The sequence below is a fragment of the Pseudomonas sp. TS_SC_3 genome, assembly GCF_056156225.1.
On record NZ_CM149586.1, the window covers coordinates 1,536,317 to 1,553,141 of the forward strand.

Here is a 16,825-nt window from a genome sequence, read left to right on the forward strand (position 1 = left end):
GCTCGCGTGGTCAAGGTTCGGCAGTTGGCTGATGCAACTGTACTGCGTGTTACCCACCTTCTGGCAAGCAGCAGGTCGGTGAAAGGTCATCGATAAAAAAGTCCCCGGCATTGTACACAATGTGACCAGTGCGTACACATCCGGCAAAGCAATACGAGCCAATAATCGCCCATTATTACCTGTGGCAAGGCGCGCTTTTTAGGCGCTAACCCGCGTGCTAGAGCAGCTACTGGCGGGTCGACTGTTTCTATTAAGAAATCAAGTTAAACGCAGTGCAGATAACCTGTAATAGGTGCCTGCCTGCACCAGTTAGGGCGAGACTTTGCGTCTTATATGGATAACAGCGTCTGCGCGAAGGTTTCCCTGAATATTCTGGGCACACATTGGCGTAATAACGTGCCGGAGCATCGCTGCCGTTTGATAAAAACAGCATGGCATTGAGCACAAACATTATTTGCATTTCTTGTATACAACACCATAATCCGCCTCAGCGTTATTTCTTGACCTTTAGGTCAGCTAAGTGCGCTCGCAACCCCCTACACCACCTACCTCAGAGAGCCGAGCCCTGCGCAGTAGAGGCTCTGGGTGGCACATAACAAGAGATGAGGAATACCCCTGTGGAAAACGCTAACCAAGAACAATCGGCGACACAGCTGCATGGCCCGGGAAAACCCGGCGTGCTTGATCGTTTTTTCAAGCTAAGCGAGCACCGCACGAGCATCAAAACTGAACTGATTGCGGGTTTAACCACCTTCTTCACCATGGTTTACATCATTTTCGTCAACCCCAGCATCATGGCGATGGCGGGCGTTGATCAGGGTGCTGCGTTTGTGGCGACATGCGTCGGTGCGGCTTTGGGCTGTTTTCTGATGGGCCTTTACGCGAACTGGCCCGTGGGCCTAGCGCCGGGCATGGGGCTCAATGCGTTCTTTACCTTCACCGTGGTCGGCGACATGGGGTACAGCTGGGAAACCGCCCTCGGCGCGGTATTTTTGTCCGGTATCCTGTTTATGATCATGAGCCTGTCGCGCATCCGTGAGTGGCTGCTCAATAGCATCCCCATGAGCCTGCGGTTTGCCATGGGCGCTGGGGTGGGGTTATTCCTCGGCCTGATTGGCCTGAAAACCGCTGGCATTGTTGTCGACAGCCCGGCCACCTTGCTGACCATGGGCAGCTTTGCCAACCCGAGCGCCTTGTTGGCCGCTATCTGCTTTCTGCTCATTGCGGTGCTAAGCCATCGCAACGTGTTTGGCGCCATTCTTTTCAGCATGCTGGCGGTCACGGGTATTGGTATGGCCACGGGCTTGGTCGAATACCAGGGCCTGGTGTCGATGCCGCCAAGCTTGGCGCCGACCTTCTTGGCGATGGATATTGCCGGCGCCTTCCAGGTTTCGATGATCAGCGTGGTGCTGTCATTCCTCTTCGTGAACATGTTCGACACGGCCGGCACATTGATGGGCGTTGCTCATCGCGCCAACCTGGTGGATGCCAATGGCAAGATCCAGAACCTGTCGCAGGCGCTGAAAGCCGACAGTACCTCCAGTGTTATCGGCTCTCTGGTGGGCTGTCCGCCCGTGACCAGTTATGTAGAAAGCGCAGCCGGCGTAGCCGCGGGCGGACGTACCGGGCTGACGGCCGTGACGGTTGGCGTGTTGTTTCTGGGCGCGATGTTCTTTGCGCCGTTGGCCGGAATGATCCCGGCTTACGCCACCGCAGGCGCGCTGATTTACGTGGCGATGTTGATGATGAGCGGCATGGCGCATATCGACTGGGACGACCTCACCGACACCATCCCGGCCATCGTTACGGTGGTAATGATGCCGCTGACCTTCTCCATCGCCAACGGTATTGCCCTGGGTTTTTTGACCTATGCAACGCTGAAACTGCTGACGGGTCAGCACGAAAAAGTGTCCATAAGCCTGTATGTGCTGTGCATCATTTTTATTGCCAAGTTCGCTTTCCTGTAAAACACATAGCCTGAAATACAGCCCCGGCACTTGCGTCGGGGCTTTCTACATATGGAGATGTAAGTCATGAGCCTGGAAACCTGGCTGCTGTTCGCAAGTGCTGCATTGGTGGTGATTTTGATTCCAGGGCCGCTGTCGTTGCTGATGGTGAGCAATAGCCTGAACTATGGCCTGCGCGGCTCGGCACCTGCCTTTATAGGAGGCGTCTGCGCCTCGATCGGCCTGTTGAGTGCGTCTGCGCTTGGCCTTGGTGCCTTGCTGTTGGCGTCGGAGCAGCTGTTTAGCGGGCTGAAGGTGGCCGGGGCGCTTTACCTGTTTTATCTGGCCTGGCAAAGCTGGCAGGCCTCACGCCAGGCAGCTGCACCGCTGGTAAGCGACGAGCAACCTGTCAATCCGAACGTGCGCGCCATGTTCTGGAAAGCCTTTGGCCTGGGTGCCAGCAACCCTAAGGACATTCTGTTCTTTGCAGCCTTTTTGCCGCAGTTCCTCAGTGCCGAGCACGCCCTGCTCAACCAACTGCTGGTCATGATTGTCACCTGGACGGTGTTGGACCTGGCCTGCAAGTTGTTCTACGCCGGCGGTGCCCAAGGCGCTGCGCGCTACTTGCGTTCGGGTAAAGGTCAGGTGTGGTTCAACCGCTTCAGCGCCACGCTGTTCGGTGGCGCCGGCGCCGCTTCATTGCTTAGCCGTTAAGTGCCGGCACAGGCGCGCATGGCCAAATCGGCGCGCTCGCCTGTGCAATGGAGCCGGCAAATTGCAGACCAAAAAAAGCCCGCAGTGTGTACGGGCTAGGGACTCTTAAATTGAGTCAGAGGGTGACAAGCATTCGGTTCAGCTACCGCGGTAGGTGGAGTAGCTGTAAGGGGAAATCAGCAGAGGAACGTGGTAATGCTCTTGCCCGGCGTCAATGCCAAAACGCAGCACAACCACATCAAGAAAGGCTGGCTCTGGCAGCGTTACGCCGCGTGCGCGGTAGTAATCGCCGGCGTGGAAATGCAGCTGGTAAACGCCACTGCGGTAATCATCGCCCTGCAACACGGGCGCATCGCAGCGGCCATCGTGGTTGGTGACAACGCTGTTGAGCAGCTCTAGCTGATTGCCTACAACGCGATACAGCTCGATTTTCAGCTCGCTGCCAGGGCAACCATGAGCGGCATCCAGTACGTGTGTGGTTAATCGTCCCATCGCTTATGGGCTTCTGCGCAGGCAAGCCAACACAGTCGCCGCACCTCCTCTACTTTATTGAATACGGCAGATTTATCAGGCTAAGCAGCCTCGACTGAGCTGAAGCATAGCATGCTGAAAATCAAAAATAAGACACTTTAGTAAAAAACTGTACACAATAACTGCAACAGTAAATCGTTTAACCGCACCCTAATGGTGCAGCCGTAAAGCCAATAGGCCGCGTGCGCGCGGCCTTTGCCCAGCGAAAGATGAGGCACTGGACAGTTTTGTTGTGAGTGCAGAATGCAGAAAAATAAGTGATTTTTAGATTTACAAGATGCAATGCCTTTTGTATACAATTGACCCATCACGGTCGCGCAACGCATCTATGCCTGCCGAATGACCGCCACACATAGTAAGAAGGAAGACTGCAGTGAGCGCTGACTACCCACGCGACCTGATCGGTTACGCTAACAACCCGCCCCACCCGCACTGGCCCAACGATGCACGCATCGCGCTGTCGTTTGTCCTCAACTATGAGGAAGGCGGTGAGCGTAACGTGTTGCACGGTGATAAAGAGTCAGAGGCGTTTTTGTCCGAGATGGTTTCCGCGCAGCCGCTGCAAGGCGTACGCAACATGAGCATGGAATCGCTCTATGAATACGGCAGCCGCGTGGGCGTGTGGCGCCTGCTCAAGCTGTTTGAGAAACACGACATTCCCTTGACCATTTTTGCCGTGGCCATGGCCGCGCAGCGTCATCCGGATGTGATCAAGGCGATGGTCGCGGCCGGCCATGAGATTTGCAGCCACGGCTATCGCTGGATCGACTACCAGTACATGGACGAAGCGCAAGAGCGCGAGCACATGCACGAAGCCATTCGCATCCTTACCGAGCTGACCGGCGAACGCCCACTGGGTTGGTACACCGGCCGTACCGGGCCAAACACCCGGCGCATCGTGCGTGAAGAAGGCGGTTTTCTGTATGACTGCGACACTTACGACGATGACCTGCCCTACTGGGACCCGGCCAGCACTGCGGCTAAACCGCACTTGGTGATCCCTTATACCCTCGACACCAACGACATGCGCTTCACCCAGGTGCAAGGCTTTAACAAGGGTGATGACTTCTTCGAGTACCTCAAAGACGCCTTTGATGTGCTGTACGCCGAAGGCGTGGAAGGCGCACCGAAAATGCTCAGCATCGGCATGCACTGCCGCTTGCTCGGCCGCCCTGCGCGCCTGGCCTCCCTGGCGCGTTTTATTGAATACGTGCAGGGCCATGAAAAAGTCTGGTGCGCGCGCCGCGTCGATATCGCCAAACACTGGCACGCAACCCATCCGTTGCAAGAACAGCCGTCCAAGGAGAGTTCGAAATGAGCCGTTTTCAAACCCTGACCCCGTCGCAGCTCAACCGGGAAGAATTCGTCAAGGTCTTTGCCGACATCTATGAGCACTCGCCCTGGGTCGCCGAACAGGCTTTTGACCTTGGCACTGATGCCAGCATCGACGACATCGAGAGCCTGCATCAGCGCATGGCCAACCTGTTGCTCACGGCCAGCCATGAAGCACAGCTGGCCTTGATCAATGCCCACCCGGACCTCGCCGGTAAGGCCGCGGTGCAGGGAGAGTTGACGGCTTCGTCTACTTCGGAACAAGCCGGTGCGGGGATTCACGAATGCACCGCAGAAGAGTTTGTGCGTTTCACCACGCTGAACGATGCCTACAAAGCCAAGTTTGGCTTCCCCTTCATCATGGCGGTGAAGGGCAGCAATCGGCACCAGATCCTGGCGGCTTTCGAGGAGCGCATTCACAACGCCCCTGAGCAAGAATTTGCCTGCGCCCTGGCCGAAATCAACAAAATCGCGCTGTTCCGCTTGCAGCAGCTGTAAGCCTTACGGGAATGGCCTGTGCCTGAGCAGCGTCAACTCGCTAAAGGCCCGGACTGCGCCGACACCAAAGCCTATGCCTGCCAACGGGCTTGGGCATAGCTAACCTATAAGAAGACCAACATGCGCAATTTGATCATTGAGCCCTTAACAAAAGAAGCATTCGCCCCCTTTGGTGATGTCATTGAAACCGAAGGTAGCGAGTTTTTCATGATCAACAACGGCTCAACCCGCCGCTATCACAAACTGGCCACGGTCGAGACCGCTCAGCCAGACGATAAGGCCATCATCAGTATTTTCAGTGCCGAAACACTGCCAATGCCGTTGACTATTCGCATGCTGGAACGACATCCGCTGGGCAGCCAAGCGTTTATACCGCTGCTCGGCAACCCCTTTCTGATCGTGGTCGCGCCAGTTGGCGATGCTCCTGTATCAGAGTTTGTCCGTGCCTTCCGCAGTAACGGCAGGCAGGGCGTCAATTACCATCGCGGCGTTTGGCACCACCCGGTGCTTACGATCGAAAAGCGGGATGACTTCCTGGTGGTTGATCGCAGTGGTTCTGGTAACAACTGCGATGAGCATTTCTTTACCGACGACGAGCAACTGCTCCTCGCCCCCCACCAATAAGAGAAGCCCAAATGCCGGCGTGTCGGCACTGGGAAAGAGGTACGGATTGTGGAAGCACATTTGACTGAGTGGCTGAACCTGAGCATTCGCTGGGTCCATATGATCACCGGCGTGGCCTGGATCGGCGCATCCTTCTATTTCGTCTGGCTGGAAAACAACCTAAACCGCAGCAATCCACGGGACGGTCTGTCCGGTGACTTGTGGGCGATCCACGGTGGCGGTATCTACCACCTGGAAAAATACAAACTGGCCCCGCCGAAAATGCCGGAGAACCTGCATTGGTTCAAATGGGAAGCCTATTTCACCTGGCTGTCGGGCGTCGCCCTGATGCTGGTGGTGTACTACCTCAACCCAAGCCTGTATCTGGTTAAGCCTGGCGTTGACCTGGCACCGGGACTGGCGATTGTCATTGGCTTCGGCTCGATGATTTGCGGCTACGTGGCTTATCACTTCCTCTGTGATTCGGCACTGGGCAAGCGCCCTGCACTGCTGGGTGCCGTGCTGTTCGTACTGTTGATCGCGGCAGCCTATGGCTTCAGCCATATCTTCAGCGGCCGCGCGGCCTACATCCATGTTGGCGCCATCATCGGCACCATCATGGTCGGCAACGTGTTCTTCACCATCATGCCGGCGCAACGCGCACTGGTGAAAGCCATTGAAGATGGCACCACCCCGGACCCTAAGCTGCCCGCCAAAGGCCTGCTGCGTTCGCGCCACAACAACTACTTCACCTTGCCGGTGCTGTTCATCATGATCAGCAACCACTTCCCGAGTACCTACGGTAGCCAGTACAACTGGCTGGTACTGGCGGGTATCGCGATTCTGGCGGTATTGGTGCGTCATTACTTCAACACTCGTCATGACAGCAACAAATACGTCTGGACCCTGCCTGCTGCCGCGCTGGGCATGATCTGCCTGGCGTTTGTCACGGGCCCAAGCATGAAGGCTGCCCCGGCGCCTGCGCCAAAAGCGGCCGAGATCACGTACGCTCCGGTGCCGGCTACAGCGGTCAGTGCTAACCCTGCTGCGACTGAGGCTGCAGAGCCAGCCAGCACAGTTGCAGAGCCAGTTGCTGCAGCCGTTGCGGGCGTTGAGTTTGCCAAGGTCAACAGCGTGATTCAGGAACGCTGCAGCGTGTGCCACTCGGCGACACCAAGCAGCCCGATGTTCAGTGTTGCCCCCTTGGGCTTCATGCTTGATACGCCTGAGCAGATCAAGGGCCAGGCGGCGAAGATCCACGCACAGAGCGTTGCTTCGCAGATCATGCCGCTGGGCAACATCACCCAGATGACCCAGGAAGAACGCGATCTGATCGGCGCCTGGATTGATCAGGGCGCACAGATAAACTGATCCACATAAATGCCGCGCTCAGCAATGAGCGCGGCATTTTTTTGCGTGCGTGTGTAGCTAATAAGTTTGACCCGGCATAGGCGCATCGACGCCTGCACCGAATAGCGACTTACAACAATAAAAGCGCCTGAGGTATTTGCATGACCCAGTTGAATTCAACTTCGACCTGCGCGGTCGACCAACGCCTGCCCTTGCTCCAAATGATTCTGGTGAGTTTTCAACATGTGCTGCTGATGTATGGCGGTGCAGTGGCGGTGCCGCTGATCATCGGTGAAGCCGTCGGTTTGTCCCGTGAAGACATCGCTTTTCTAATCACCGCCGACCTCTTGGTCGCGGGTATTGCCACCCTCGTGCAGTCACTCGGCATCGGCCCCATGGGCATTCGTATGCCGGTGATGATGGGCGCCAGTTTTGCCGCTGTCGGCAGCATGGTGGCCATGGCCGGCTCGCCCGGTATTGGCTTGCCGGGAATTTTCGGCGCAACCATTGCCGCAGGCTTCTTCGGCATGCTGATCGCGCCGTTTATGTCGCGCATCGTGCATTTCTTCCCACCGCTGGTAACCGGTACGGTGATTACCGCCATCGGCTTATCACTATTCCCCGTGGCGCTTAACTGGGCGGGTGGCGGTAGCGCTGCCACTGAGTTCGGCGGTTTGCAGTACTTGGCGATTGCCGCTCTGGTACTGGGAAGTATCTTGTTGATCAACCGGTTTTTACGCGGCTTTTGGGTCAATGTCTCGGTGCTGATTGGCATGCTGATCGGCTACGTGGTGGCGGGCGGTCTGGGCATGGTTGACCTCAGCGGCCTGGAGCAAAGCGCCTGGGTTGCAGTGGTCAAACCGATGCATTTCGGTATGCCGGAGTTTCACCTGGCGCCGATTCTCTCCATGTGCCTGGTGGTGGTGATTATCTTTGTTGAGTCCACCGGGATGTTCCTTGCCCTCGGTAAGGTCACAGGTAAAGAAATCACCCCAGAGATGCTCCGCCGCGGGCTGATGTGTGATGCCGGCGCCTCGTTCTTTGCGGGTTTCTTCAACACCTTCACCCACTCATCTTTCGCGCAGAACATCGGTCTGGTGCAGATGACAGGCGTGCGCAGCCGTTATGTCACCGCGGCTGCCGGGCTGTTTCTGATCGGTTTGAGCCTGTTGCCCAAAGCTGCTTATCTGGTGGCCTCGATTCCGCCGGCCGTGCTCGGCGGCGCCGGTATTGCCATGTTCGGCATGGTCGCCGCCACGGGGATCAAGATTCTTCATGAAGCGGACATTGCGGACCGACGCAACCAGTTGTTGGTGGCTGTGAGTATCGGTATGGGCTTGGCCCCAATTGTCCGCCCGGAGTTCTTCGCGCACTTGCCAGCCTGGCTGGAGCCGATTACCCACAGCGGCATTGCCTTGGCCACCATCAGCGCAGTGCTGCTCAACCTGCTGTTCAATATCCTCGGCGGGCCGGAACGCGCAGCGTTACTCAATCCTCAGCCGCATCACTAACCCCCCCCTGTAAGCATCAGCAGCCCGGTACGCCGGGCTGTTGTGTATCTGCGTGTCTATAGATGTCGCGTCATTGCACCGCCTGCACCATCTGTCCGACGGTCAATTTATTGTGCACAACTAATAAATAAATTGTTTTTTTGTATGTACACAACTTGTTATAGTCAGGCGCACTCTGATCAGCTGGACAGCTTTCCATCTGCAGCCAGAACCGAGGCACTGCGCAGCCTCATCAAGCCCAAGACCATATAAAAACAACTGGCAGGCTCTGAAATGACCACGACTCGCTCCGCACATGCCACAGCTGCGTCTGTCGATAGCAGCGGCCGGATTAACCCATTAACGGGTCATCGTCGCTTTAGCACAGCCCTTTTTGCGGCCCTGCCAGATAACGCCTACAGCAGCACTCGCCACCCCATCTTTGCGCGCAGAGGGCATGGGACAAAGCCCGCGCATTTGCATGTTCGGCCGCCTCATCCTCACGCGCTGCAGCTCTTACGCTGCGCCGCGCGCGAGCGGTTTCTGCGTTCAATCCGCCTTCACGCCGGCCGTGTCAGCCGTACCCACTGAACAGCCCTTTCGCCAGAAACCCACGGCTGTTCGCGGTCGTGGGCGCTAAAACGTTGTAAGTCCACACAATAAGGAAAACTCAATGAAAGCTAAGTCTCTAGCGCGCTTCGTTGCATTGTCTGCGGGGATTGTCGGCTGCCAGCAAGTGCTGGCCGCTGACGCCCTGCTCTGGCAAAACAACAGCCTTTCTTACCTCTACGGAGAAAACTTCAACAGAGGTCAACGCAACGACGAGCAGCAGAAAACCCAAACTACCTTTACCGCCGAACATGCCAGTGGCTGGGTTTGGGGCGATGTATTTGGCTTTGCTGATTACGTGCTTGCCGATAACAAGCAATCGCGCTTTGGCGACTTTAACCAGCAGAAAGACAGCTATTACTACCTGGAGTTTGCCCCCCGGGTCAGCCTCAGCTGGTTGAGCGGCCAGACGCTTTCCGCCGGGCCACTCAAAGACGTTTATGCCGCCTTTACCTATGAGAAGGGCAATGGCGGCGCAGGCACAGAGAACTACCTGTACGGCATCGGCTCGGCCTGGAATGTCCCAGGCTTCGCTTATTTCAATGCCAACCTGTACAGGGTTAAGGTCAACAACAACGTGTATTTTGATAATTCACGGGGTAACCACAACGCACACACCTATCAACTGACTCTTTCCGGCGCGTACCCATTCGCCGTCGGCGATCAGGACTTCTTGGTTGATGGCTTTATTGACTGGCGCGCTGGCACGTCGACCTCCAACACACGCACCTCGGTCGGTTCTTCGATTCAGGTCAAATGGGATGCGGGCAAGGCGCTGTTTGGCGAGGGCCGCAAGCTTTACGTGGGTACTGAGGTCAACATGTGGCATAACCGCTACGGTGCCAAACCACTCGATGGCTCCGGTCATGGCTTCAATCAAAACGCATTCCAAGCGCTGGTGAAGTACCACTTCTAAGCGCGTGCTAAGGGTTGCCGGGTAGGCGGCAGCCCTTAATAAAAAAGGGGGATGGCTCACTGGCCATCCCCCTTTTTTGTTGAGCCGGTGCGATGCCTCGCCACACGCGCTCAAACTCCCCCTTGTTGACTCACTGCTTACCTCCAGTTGTGCCCGTTGTTCCGTGGGCCATTTCAGCCCAATCAATCAGGCAGCTTGATTGGGCAGCAACACGCTGGCCTATAACATCCCATAGTGGTTGTGAGCGCTTCACTGGCGCATTAGATTAGCTAATTATCTTAGGCACCCATCATAAGCAGAAGGGATAAACATGGCGCTTACTGACCAGTCCACCCGTATCCGCGAAGGCGAAGAACTCGACGCTGCGGTCATCGACCAGTATCTCAAGGCGCATATCCCCGGCCTGACCGGCGAACCCACAATCAGTCAATTCCCCGGTGGTGCTTCAAACCTGACTTACCTGCTCGAATACCCTAACCAGGAATTTGTGCTGCGCCGACCGCCGTTCGGTCACAAGGCCAAATCTGCGCATGACATGGGCCGCGAGTACCGCATCCTTAATCAGCTCAACGCCGGCTTTCCTTACTGCCCGAAAGCCTATGTGCACTGCACTGACGAGTCGTTGATCGGTGCTGAGTTCTATGTGATGGAGCGAGTCAACGGCATCATCCTGCGCTCAGAAATGCCGGCTGAGCTGAATTTCAGCGAAGAACAAACCCGCAACCTGTGCAAAAGCTTTATCGACAAAATGGTCGAACTGCACAACGTCGACTACAAAGCCTGCGGCCTGGGTGATTTGGGCAAACCTGAAGGTTACGTGCAGCGGCAGATCAGCGGCTGGAGTGACCGCTACGACAAAGCCCTGACCCCCGACGCGCCGCTGTGGGAGCCGGTCAAAGCCTGGCTCAAGGACAAGATGCCGGCCGACCACCACAAGCCCGGCATCGTCCACAACGATTACCGCTTTGATAACGTGATTCTCAACCCGCAGGACCCGAGTCAGATCATCGGTGTGTTGGACTGGGAACTGACCACCATCGGCGACCCGCTGATGGACCTGGGCAACACCCTCGCCTACTGGATTGAAGCGGCGGATCCGGCGCCGGTGCAGCTGATGCGCCGCCAGCCGAGCAATGCGCCGGGCATGCTGACTCGCCAGCAGTTCGCCGACTATTACGCCGAGCGCTCGGGCATTGAAATCAAGAGCATCGACTTCTACTACACCTACGGCTTGTTCCGCCTGGCTGGCATCGTGCAGCAGATCTACTACCGCTATTTCCACGGCCAGACCCAGGACAAACGCTTCGCGCAGTTCATTCACATGAACAAGCTGCTGGAGCAGATGAGCCTGCAGGTCATTAATAAATCGCAGCTGTAAACGGCCGAACAGGCCTCTCACCCGATAAGGAAAAGCCCATGTCCAAGACCCAACTGTTCGACCTCGACGGCAAAATCGCATTCGTTTCCGGTGCCAGCCGTGGCATCGGCGAGGCCATCGCCAAGCTGCTGGCCCAGCAAGGCGCTCATGTGATTGTGTCCAGCCGCAAGATCGACGATTGCCAGAAAGTCGCTGACGCCATCATCGCCGACGGCGGCAACGCCACCGCGGTGGCCTGTCACATCGGCGAAATGGAGCAGATCAGCAACGTTTTCGCCCAGATCAAAGAGCAGTTCGGTCGCCTCGATATTCTGGTCAACAACGCCGCCACCAACCCGCAATTCTGTAACGTGCTGGATACCGACCTCGGCGCCTTCCAGAAGACCGTTGATGTGAACATCCGCGGCTACTACTTCATGTCCATCGAGGGCGGCAAACTGATGAAGGCCAATGGCGGCGGTAGCATCATCAACGTGGCCTCGATCAATGGCGTATCCCCAGGCGAGTTCCAGGGCATTTACTCGGTCACAAAAGCTGCCGTCATCAGCATGACCAAGGTTTTCGCCAAGGAATGCGCGCAGTTCGGCATTCGCTGTAATGCCCTGCTGCCGGGCCTGACCGATACTAAATTTGCCTCGGCACTGACCAAAAATGACGCCATCCTGAAAATTGCCCTGCAGCGTATCCCGCTCAAGCGCGTAGCAGACCCTAGCGAAATGGCGGGCACCGTGTTGTACCTGGCCAGCGACGCATCCAGCTACACCACGGGCGTGGCGCTGAATGTCGATGGCGGCTTCCTCTCCTAAGCCGAGAACACCTCACCAAAGGATTAATGCGGCTCAGTTCATCCCTGCCGCTTGACCTTTGGCCGTAACAAATCAAAATCCGCTGCCAATACTGGTTGCGGATTTTTTTATGCAGGTTAAATGCGTCACCTGCATGCACCGAAGCCACGCGCAGTCAGGATTAACCGCGCCGCCATCCCCATACCTCGGGCTTAATTCAGCCTACCCGTCCATTACGTTGCTGTTGTCGATAAAAGGGTTCTCATGCCGCGTTCAAGCCAATTTTCCCTGGTGATCTTGCCCATTGTGCTGCTGTTGGTCGCCATGACCTCAATCCAGAGCGGTGCGTCCCTGGCCAAAGGTCTGTTCCCGGAAATTGGCGCAAGCGGCACCACGGCCTTGCGCCTGGGCCTTGGCGCGCTGATTTTATGCGTGCTGATGCGGCCCTGGCAGGCGCAGCTGACACTGAAATCGTGTCGCTCGCTGCTGGCGTATGGGTTGTCGCTGGGCAGCATGAACCTGCTGTTTTATCTGTCGCTGAAAACCATCCCGCTGGGCATTGCCGTGGCGTTGGAATTTACCGGGCCGTTGGGGTTGGCGCTGCTGTCGTCACGCCGCGTGCTGGATTTCGTTTGGGTCGCGTTGGCGGTTTTCGGCCTGTGGCTGCTGCTGCCCAGCGGCATCAATCAAGTGCCACTGGACCCCATGGGCATGGCCCTGGCGTTGGCCGCTGGGCTGTGTTGGGCGCTGTATATCGTCTTCGGGCAAAAAGCCGGCGCCGAACATGGCAAACAAACCGTGGCCTTGGGCACTATCGTTGCGGCGTTGCTGGTGTTCCCGATTGGCCTGTGGCAGGCCGGCAGCGGCCTGTTTTCTCTGGACTTGCTACCTGTAGCGCTCGGCGTGGCGGTGCTGTCTTCAGCCCTGCCTTACAGCTTGGAGATGGTCGCCCTGACGCGTTTGCCAGCCCGCACGTTCAGTATTTTGATGAGCATGGAGCCGGCCATTGCCGCGCTTTCAGGGCTGCTGTTTCTCAGCGAACAATTAACCCTCAACCAGTGGCTGGCCATCAGCGCGATCATCCTCGCCTCAGCCGGCGCCGCCGCCACCATCAAACCGCAGAGTAAGGCGCTTTAATCTGCGGGCGTGCGATTAAAGCAGCCACTCGATCGGCAACCAGCTCAGCAGTTTCACCCCGGCGCGCTGCCAAACAGTGGTTCCCGGCTCCTGATCCAGGCGCCGAACCTGCTCGCCCTGATGCTCAAGCCAGTACAGCTGACCGTCATCTGATAACAGCACTTGGTAGGCACTCTGCAGCATGCCTTGGTCGAATACGGCCTGCAGCTGGCGGGCGTACAGCGGGCTTTGAATGACAAAGCCAAGCTCGGTGTTGAGGCGCACGGAACGCGGATCAAAATTGAACGAGCCGACAAACAGTTGCTCGCCGTCTACGGCAAAGGTTTTGGCGTGCAGGCTGGAACCGGAACTGCCAAAGACTGACGCTTTACCCTGCGGCTTGACGGCCTGGGAATCACGGCGCATTTCGAACAGCTCAACGCCGCCGTCAAGCAGCGCCTTACGCCGCTTGGCGTAACCCGAATGCACGGCGACAACATCTGTGGCCTCCAGGGCATTGGTCAAGATACGCACCCGCACACCGCGCTCAGTTAGCGCGGTAAATGCTTTCACGCCAGCGGCAGTGGGCACGAAGTACGGTGAAACCAGCTCAACATGCTGCTGGGGCTCGCCCAGAATCACCGCCAGTTGCTGGCTCACAAGGTCTTTATCAGCCGCTTGCCCAAGGCCCTTGGCTGGGTCATCGCTGACAATAGTCGCAGGCGCCCACTGCAAGGGAAGTTGGCCGTCGACTAATTGCTGGATGAACGGCAGTTCGCGCAAGGCCTGCACATACTGGGCGGCGGCTGGCTGCTGCTCAATTGTGCGGGCGCGCTGCTGCAATTGGTCAAGGTGCCGCGGCGCCGCTGCAGGCAGCAGCCCTGATACGGGGTAAGCGCTGGCACTGGCCCAGTAACGGTCGAACTCATTCGAGGTGGCCTGCACCACGGGGCCGATGGCGAGCATATCCAAATCAGCAAACAGCACGTTATCGCCGGCGCCGAAGTATTCGTCACCAATATTGCGCCCGCCAACGATGGTGGCGCTGTTATCAGCGGTCAGTGATTTGTTGTGCATGCGCCGATTGGCACGGGAAAAATGCGTGAGGTAGCCCAAGGATTTGGGGCTGCGCAGTGAAAATGGATTGAACAGCCGCACCTCAATCTGCGGATGGCTGTCCAGTGCGGCCAGCCAGGTATCCAGCCCCGAGGTGCCGTTGTCATCAAGCAACAGACGCACGCGCACGCCCCGCTGCGCAGCGGCGTGCAATTCTTCCAGTAGCAAGATGCCGGTGATGTCATCGCGCCAGATGTAGTACTGAACGTCCAGCGTCTTTTCGGCTACGTGGCTGAGTAACGCGCGGGCGGCGAATGCATCCTGCGCGTCGGCCAACGCATAAAACCCGCTCAGGTCGCCATGGGGTTCCAGCACCGCTGTAATACCGCGACCCAGGGTTGTGTGCACCGCCTGCTCGGCGGGCAAGGCGAACGACGTTGAGCGCCCTTCCAGGCTTGGCAAGGCGCAGCCGGCGAGCAGCAGTGCGAGACCCAACAGAGCCGCAGCGCTGGAACGTTTGCTTATTCTGGCCATCGCATTGCCCTTACCGTCCATCAAGCGCTGCAGCCTAACGAATTAGGCTGCAGGTTGAAACGTCGCTGCACATTCCAGCACTGCTCTGGGTTGGGCGAACATTGCAGCCAGCCTGATCACGCAGCGCGGCGTTTAAGCCGACACCTCATCATTACTGAACTGCAGCTCGGCCAAGCGCGCATACAGCGGGCTGCTGAGGAGCAACTCGCTGTGGCTGCCAATGGCGGCAAGTTTGCCGTGCTCGATCACGGCGATCCGGTCGGCGCTTTTTACCGTGGCCAAGCGGTGAGCAATCACCAGCGTAGTGCGGCCTTGCATCAAGCGCGGCAGCGCTTGCTGGATCAGGTGTTCGCTCTCTGCATCGAGCGCGCTGGTGGCTTCATCAAGCAGCAGAATGGGCGCATCCACTAACAATGCGCGGGCAATCGCCAAACGCTGACGCTGACCGCCCGACAGCCCTAGGCCGGCATCACCGAGGTGCGTTTGGTAGCCCTCTGGCAGCTTCATGATGAATTCGTGGGCATGCGCCGCTTTGGCCGCAGCTTCCACCTCCGCCAAGGTCGCGTCTGTTCGGCCGTAGCGGATGTTGTCCTCCACCGAGCCGAAGAACAGCGCTGGGTTCTGCGCAACCAAGGCAAAGCTGCGGCGCAGTTCCGCAGGGTCGAGCAGCTGGATCGGCTGGCCGTCAATAAGGATGCGCCCCTCCTGCGGGTCGAAAAAACGCAGCAGCAAGTCAAACAACGTCGATTTACCAGCGCCCGATGGGCCAACCAGGGCCAAGGTTTCTCCGGGTGCGACCTGCAAATCGATACCGTCTATGGCATAGCTGCCGGGGCGTGAGGGGTAGGCAAAACGCAGGCCCTGCACCTCAATGCGGCCCTGTACCGGCTGCACCCGCTGCACGCCGCCGGCCAGTGGCGTGCTGATTTCATTGCGTGCTTGCAGCAGTTCGGAAATCCGCTCAGCGGCGCCGGCGGCACGCTGCAATTCACCAATCACTTCGCTGAGGGTGCCGAAAGCCGAACCGACAATCAGGCTGTAAAACACGAATGCAGCCAGCTCGCCGCCGGAAATACGCCCAGCAATCACATCCATGCCGCCGACCCACAACATCACCCCTACTGCGCCCAGTACCAGCACAATCACCACGGTAATCAGCCAGGCACGCTGGGCAATGCGTTTGCGCGCCGTATCAAAAGCCGCCTCCGCAGACAGGCCAAAGCGTCGTTTGTCCTCGGCTTGATGGTTGTAGGCCTGCACGGTTTTGATCTGCCCGAGTACTTCCCCAACATAGCTGCCAACGTCGGCGACGCGGTCCTGGCTCTGCCGTGATAACGCCCGCACGCGGCGGCCGAAAATCAGAATCGGCGCAACCACCAACGGCAGTGCCAGCAACACGATGCCGCTGAGTTTGGCGTTGGTGACCACCAGCAGCACGCTGCCGCCGATCAGCATGATTAAGTTACGCAGCGCCATCGACAGTGAAGAGCCAATCACCGATTGCAGCAGCGTGGTGTCGGCCGTCAGCCGGGACTGGATTTCCGAGCTGCGGTTGCTCTCATAAAAGCCCGGGTGCAGCTCGATCAGGTGGTTAAACACTCGCTTACGGATGTCTGCAACAAAGCGCTCGCCGATCCACGACACCAGATAAAACCGAGTAAAGGTGCCAATGGCTAACGCCAGTACCAGCACAAAGAACAGCCCTATCGATTGCTGAAGCGCAGCGGGTGACTGAGTCGACAGCCCCTGGTCTACCAGCAGCTTGATGCCCTGCCCCATGGACAAGGTGATGGCGGCCGTAAACATCAGCGCCAGTAAGGCACCCAGCACGCGCCCGCGATACGGCGCAATAAAGCGCCAAGCCATACGCAGGGCGGTACGCTGACGGCTGGAGAGAATCGAGAGCATGCACACTCGCTAGGGCGCTAACGCCAATTGGTGATGAAGCGGCAATGGCAGGACAGCGG

The 16,825-nt window shown here is 57.7% G+C and carries 14 protein-coding genes; 11 read left to right on the forward strand and 3 right to left on the reverse strand.

Annotated elements, in window-relative coordinates:
- Positions 1 to 617 precede the first annotated feature (617 nt).
- Both AC0J6G_RS07500 and AC0J6G_RS07505 read left to right on the forward strand, forming a co-directional pair.
- Positions 618 to 1,967, forward strand: coding sequence for an NCS2 family permease (locus tag AC0J6G_RS07500; RefSeq protein WP_475252732.1), 1,350 nt, complete (start codon positions 618 to 620; stop codon positions 1,965 to 1,967).
- 66 nt (positions 1,968 to 2,033) lie between these two features.
- Positions 2,034 to 2,660, forward strand: coding sequence for a LysE family translocator (locus tag AC0J6G_RS07505; protein ID WP_475252734.1), 627 nt, complete (start codon positions 2,034 to 2,036; stop codon positions 2,658 to 2,660).
- A gap of 138 nt (positions 2,661 to 2,798) precedes the next feature.
- Here the strand turns inward: AC0J6G_RS07505 and uraH are convergent, their stop codons facing one another.
- Positions 2,799 to 3,152, reverse strand: coding sequence for a hydroxyisourate hydrolase (gene uraH, locus AC0J6G_RS07510; protein ID WP_475252736.1), 354 nt, complete (start codon positions 3,150 to 3,152; stop codon positions 2,799 to 2,801).
- Positions 3,153 to 3,564: 412 nt separating this feature from the next.
- On the opposite strand from uraH, the gene puuE reads away from it, so the two are divergent.
- The 9 genes from puuE (at position 3,565) to rhtA (ending at position 13,289) form a co-directional block, all read left to right on the forward strand.
- Positions 3,565 to 4,509 (forward strand): allantoinase PuuE, encoded by a 945-nt coding sequence (gene puuE / locus AC0J6G_RS07515; RefSeq protein ID WP_475252738.1) that lies wholly within the window; start codon positions 3,565 to 3,567, stop codon positions 4,507 to 4,509.
- A complete protein-coding gene (gene uraD, locus AC0J6G_RS07520; protein ID WP_475252740.1) occupies positions 4,506 to 5,021 on the forward strand; it encodes a 2-oxo-4-hydroxy-4-carboxy-5-ureidoimidazoline decarboxylase in 516 nt (171 codons plus the stop codon). Before puuE ends, uraD begins: the two co-directional genes overlap by 4 nt.
- Before the next feature lie 120 nt (positions 5,022 to 5,141).
- Positions 5,142 to 5,645 carry an ureidoglycolate lyase gene (locus AC0J6G_RS07525; RefSeq protein WP_475252742.1) on the forward strand — a complete coding sequence of 168 codons (504 nt, stop codon included), beginning with the start codon at positions 5,142 to 5,144 and terminating at the stop codon, positions 5,643 to 5,645.
- 48 nt (positions 5,646 to 5,693) lie between these two features.
- A complete protein-coding gene (locus tag AC0J6G_RS07530; RefSeq protein ID WP_475252744.1) occupies positions 5,694 to 6,995 on the forward strand; it encodes a urate hydroxylase PuuD in 1,302 nt (433 codons plus the stop codon).
- A 140-nt stretch (positions 6,996 to 7,135) separates the two neighbouring features.
- Entirely contained in the window at positions 7,136 to 8,485 is a 1,350-nt protein-coding gene (locus AC0J6G_RS07535) for a nucleobase:cation symporter-2 family protein (protein WP_475252746.1), read from the forward strand.
- A 652-nt stretch (positions 8,486 to 9,137) separates the two neighbouring features.
- Positions 9,138 to 9,989, forward strand: coding sequence for an outer membrane protein OmpK (locus AC0J6G_RS07540; protein ID WP_475252748.1), 852 nt, complete (start codon positions 9,138 to 9,140; stop codon positions 9,987 to 9,989).
- 310 nt (positions 9,990 to 10,299) lie between these two features.
- A complete protein-coding gene (locus AC0J6G_RS07545) occupies positions 10,300 to 11,367 on the forward strand; it encodes a phosphotransferase family protein (RefSeq protein ID WP_475252750.1) in 1,068 nt (355 codons plus the stop codon).
- A 38-nt stretch (positions 11,368 to 11,405) separates the two neighbouring features.
- A complete protein-coding gene (locus AC0J6G_RS07550; RefSeq protein ID WP_475252752.1) occupies positions 11,406 to 12,173 on the forward strand; it encodes an SDR family oxidoreductase in 768 nt (255 codons plus the stop codon).
- 243 nt (positions 12,174 to 12,416) lie between these two features.
- A complete protein-coding gene (gene rhtA, locus AC0J6G_RS07555; RefSeq protein ID WP_475252754.1) occupies positions 12,417 to 13,289 on the forward strand; it encodes a threonine/homoserine exporter RhtA in 873 nt (290 codons plus the stop codon).
- A 15-nt stretch (positions 13,290 to 13,304) separates the two neighbouring features.
- Here the strand turns inward: rhtA and AC0J6G_RS07560 are convergent, their stop codons facing one another.
- Together AC0J6G_RS07560 and AC0J6G_RS07565 are read right to left on the reverse strand one after the other, a co-directional pair.
- Positions 13,305 to 14,858, reverse strand: coding sequence for a phospholipase D family protein (locus AC0J6G_RS07560; protein WP_475252756.1), 1,554 nt, complete (start codon positions 14,856 to 14,858; stop codon positions 13,305 to 13,307).
- 132 nt (positions 14,859 to 14,990) lie between these two features.
- Positions 14,991 to 16,766: an ABC transporter transmembrane domain-containing protein gene (locus AC0J6G_RS07565; RefSeq protein WP_475252758.1), complete on the reverse strand. Its 1,776-nt coding sequence runs from the start codon at positions 16,764 to 16,766 to the stop codon at positions 14,991 to 14,993.
- Positions 16,767 to 16,825 lie beyond the last annotated feature (59 nt).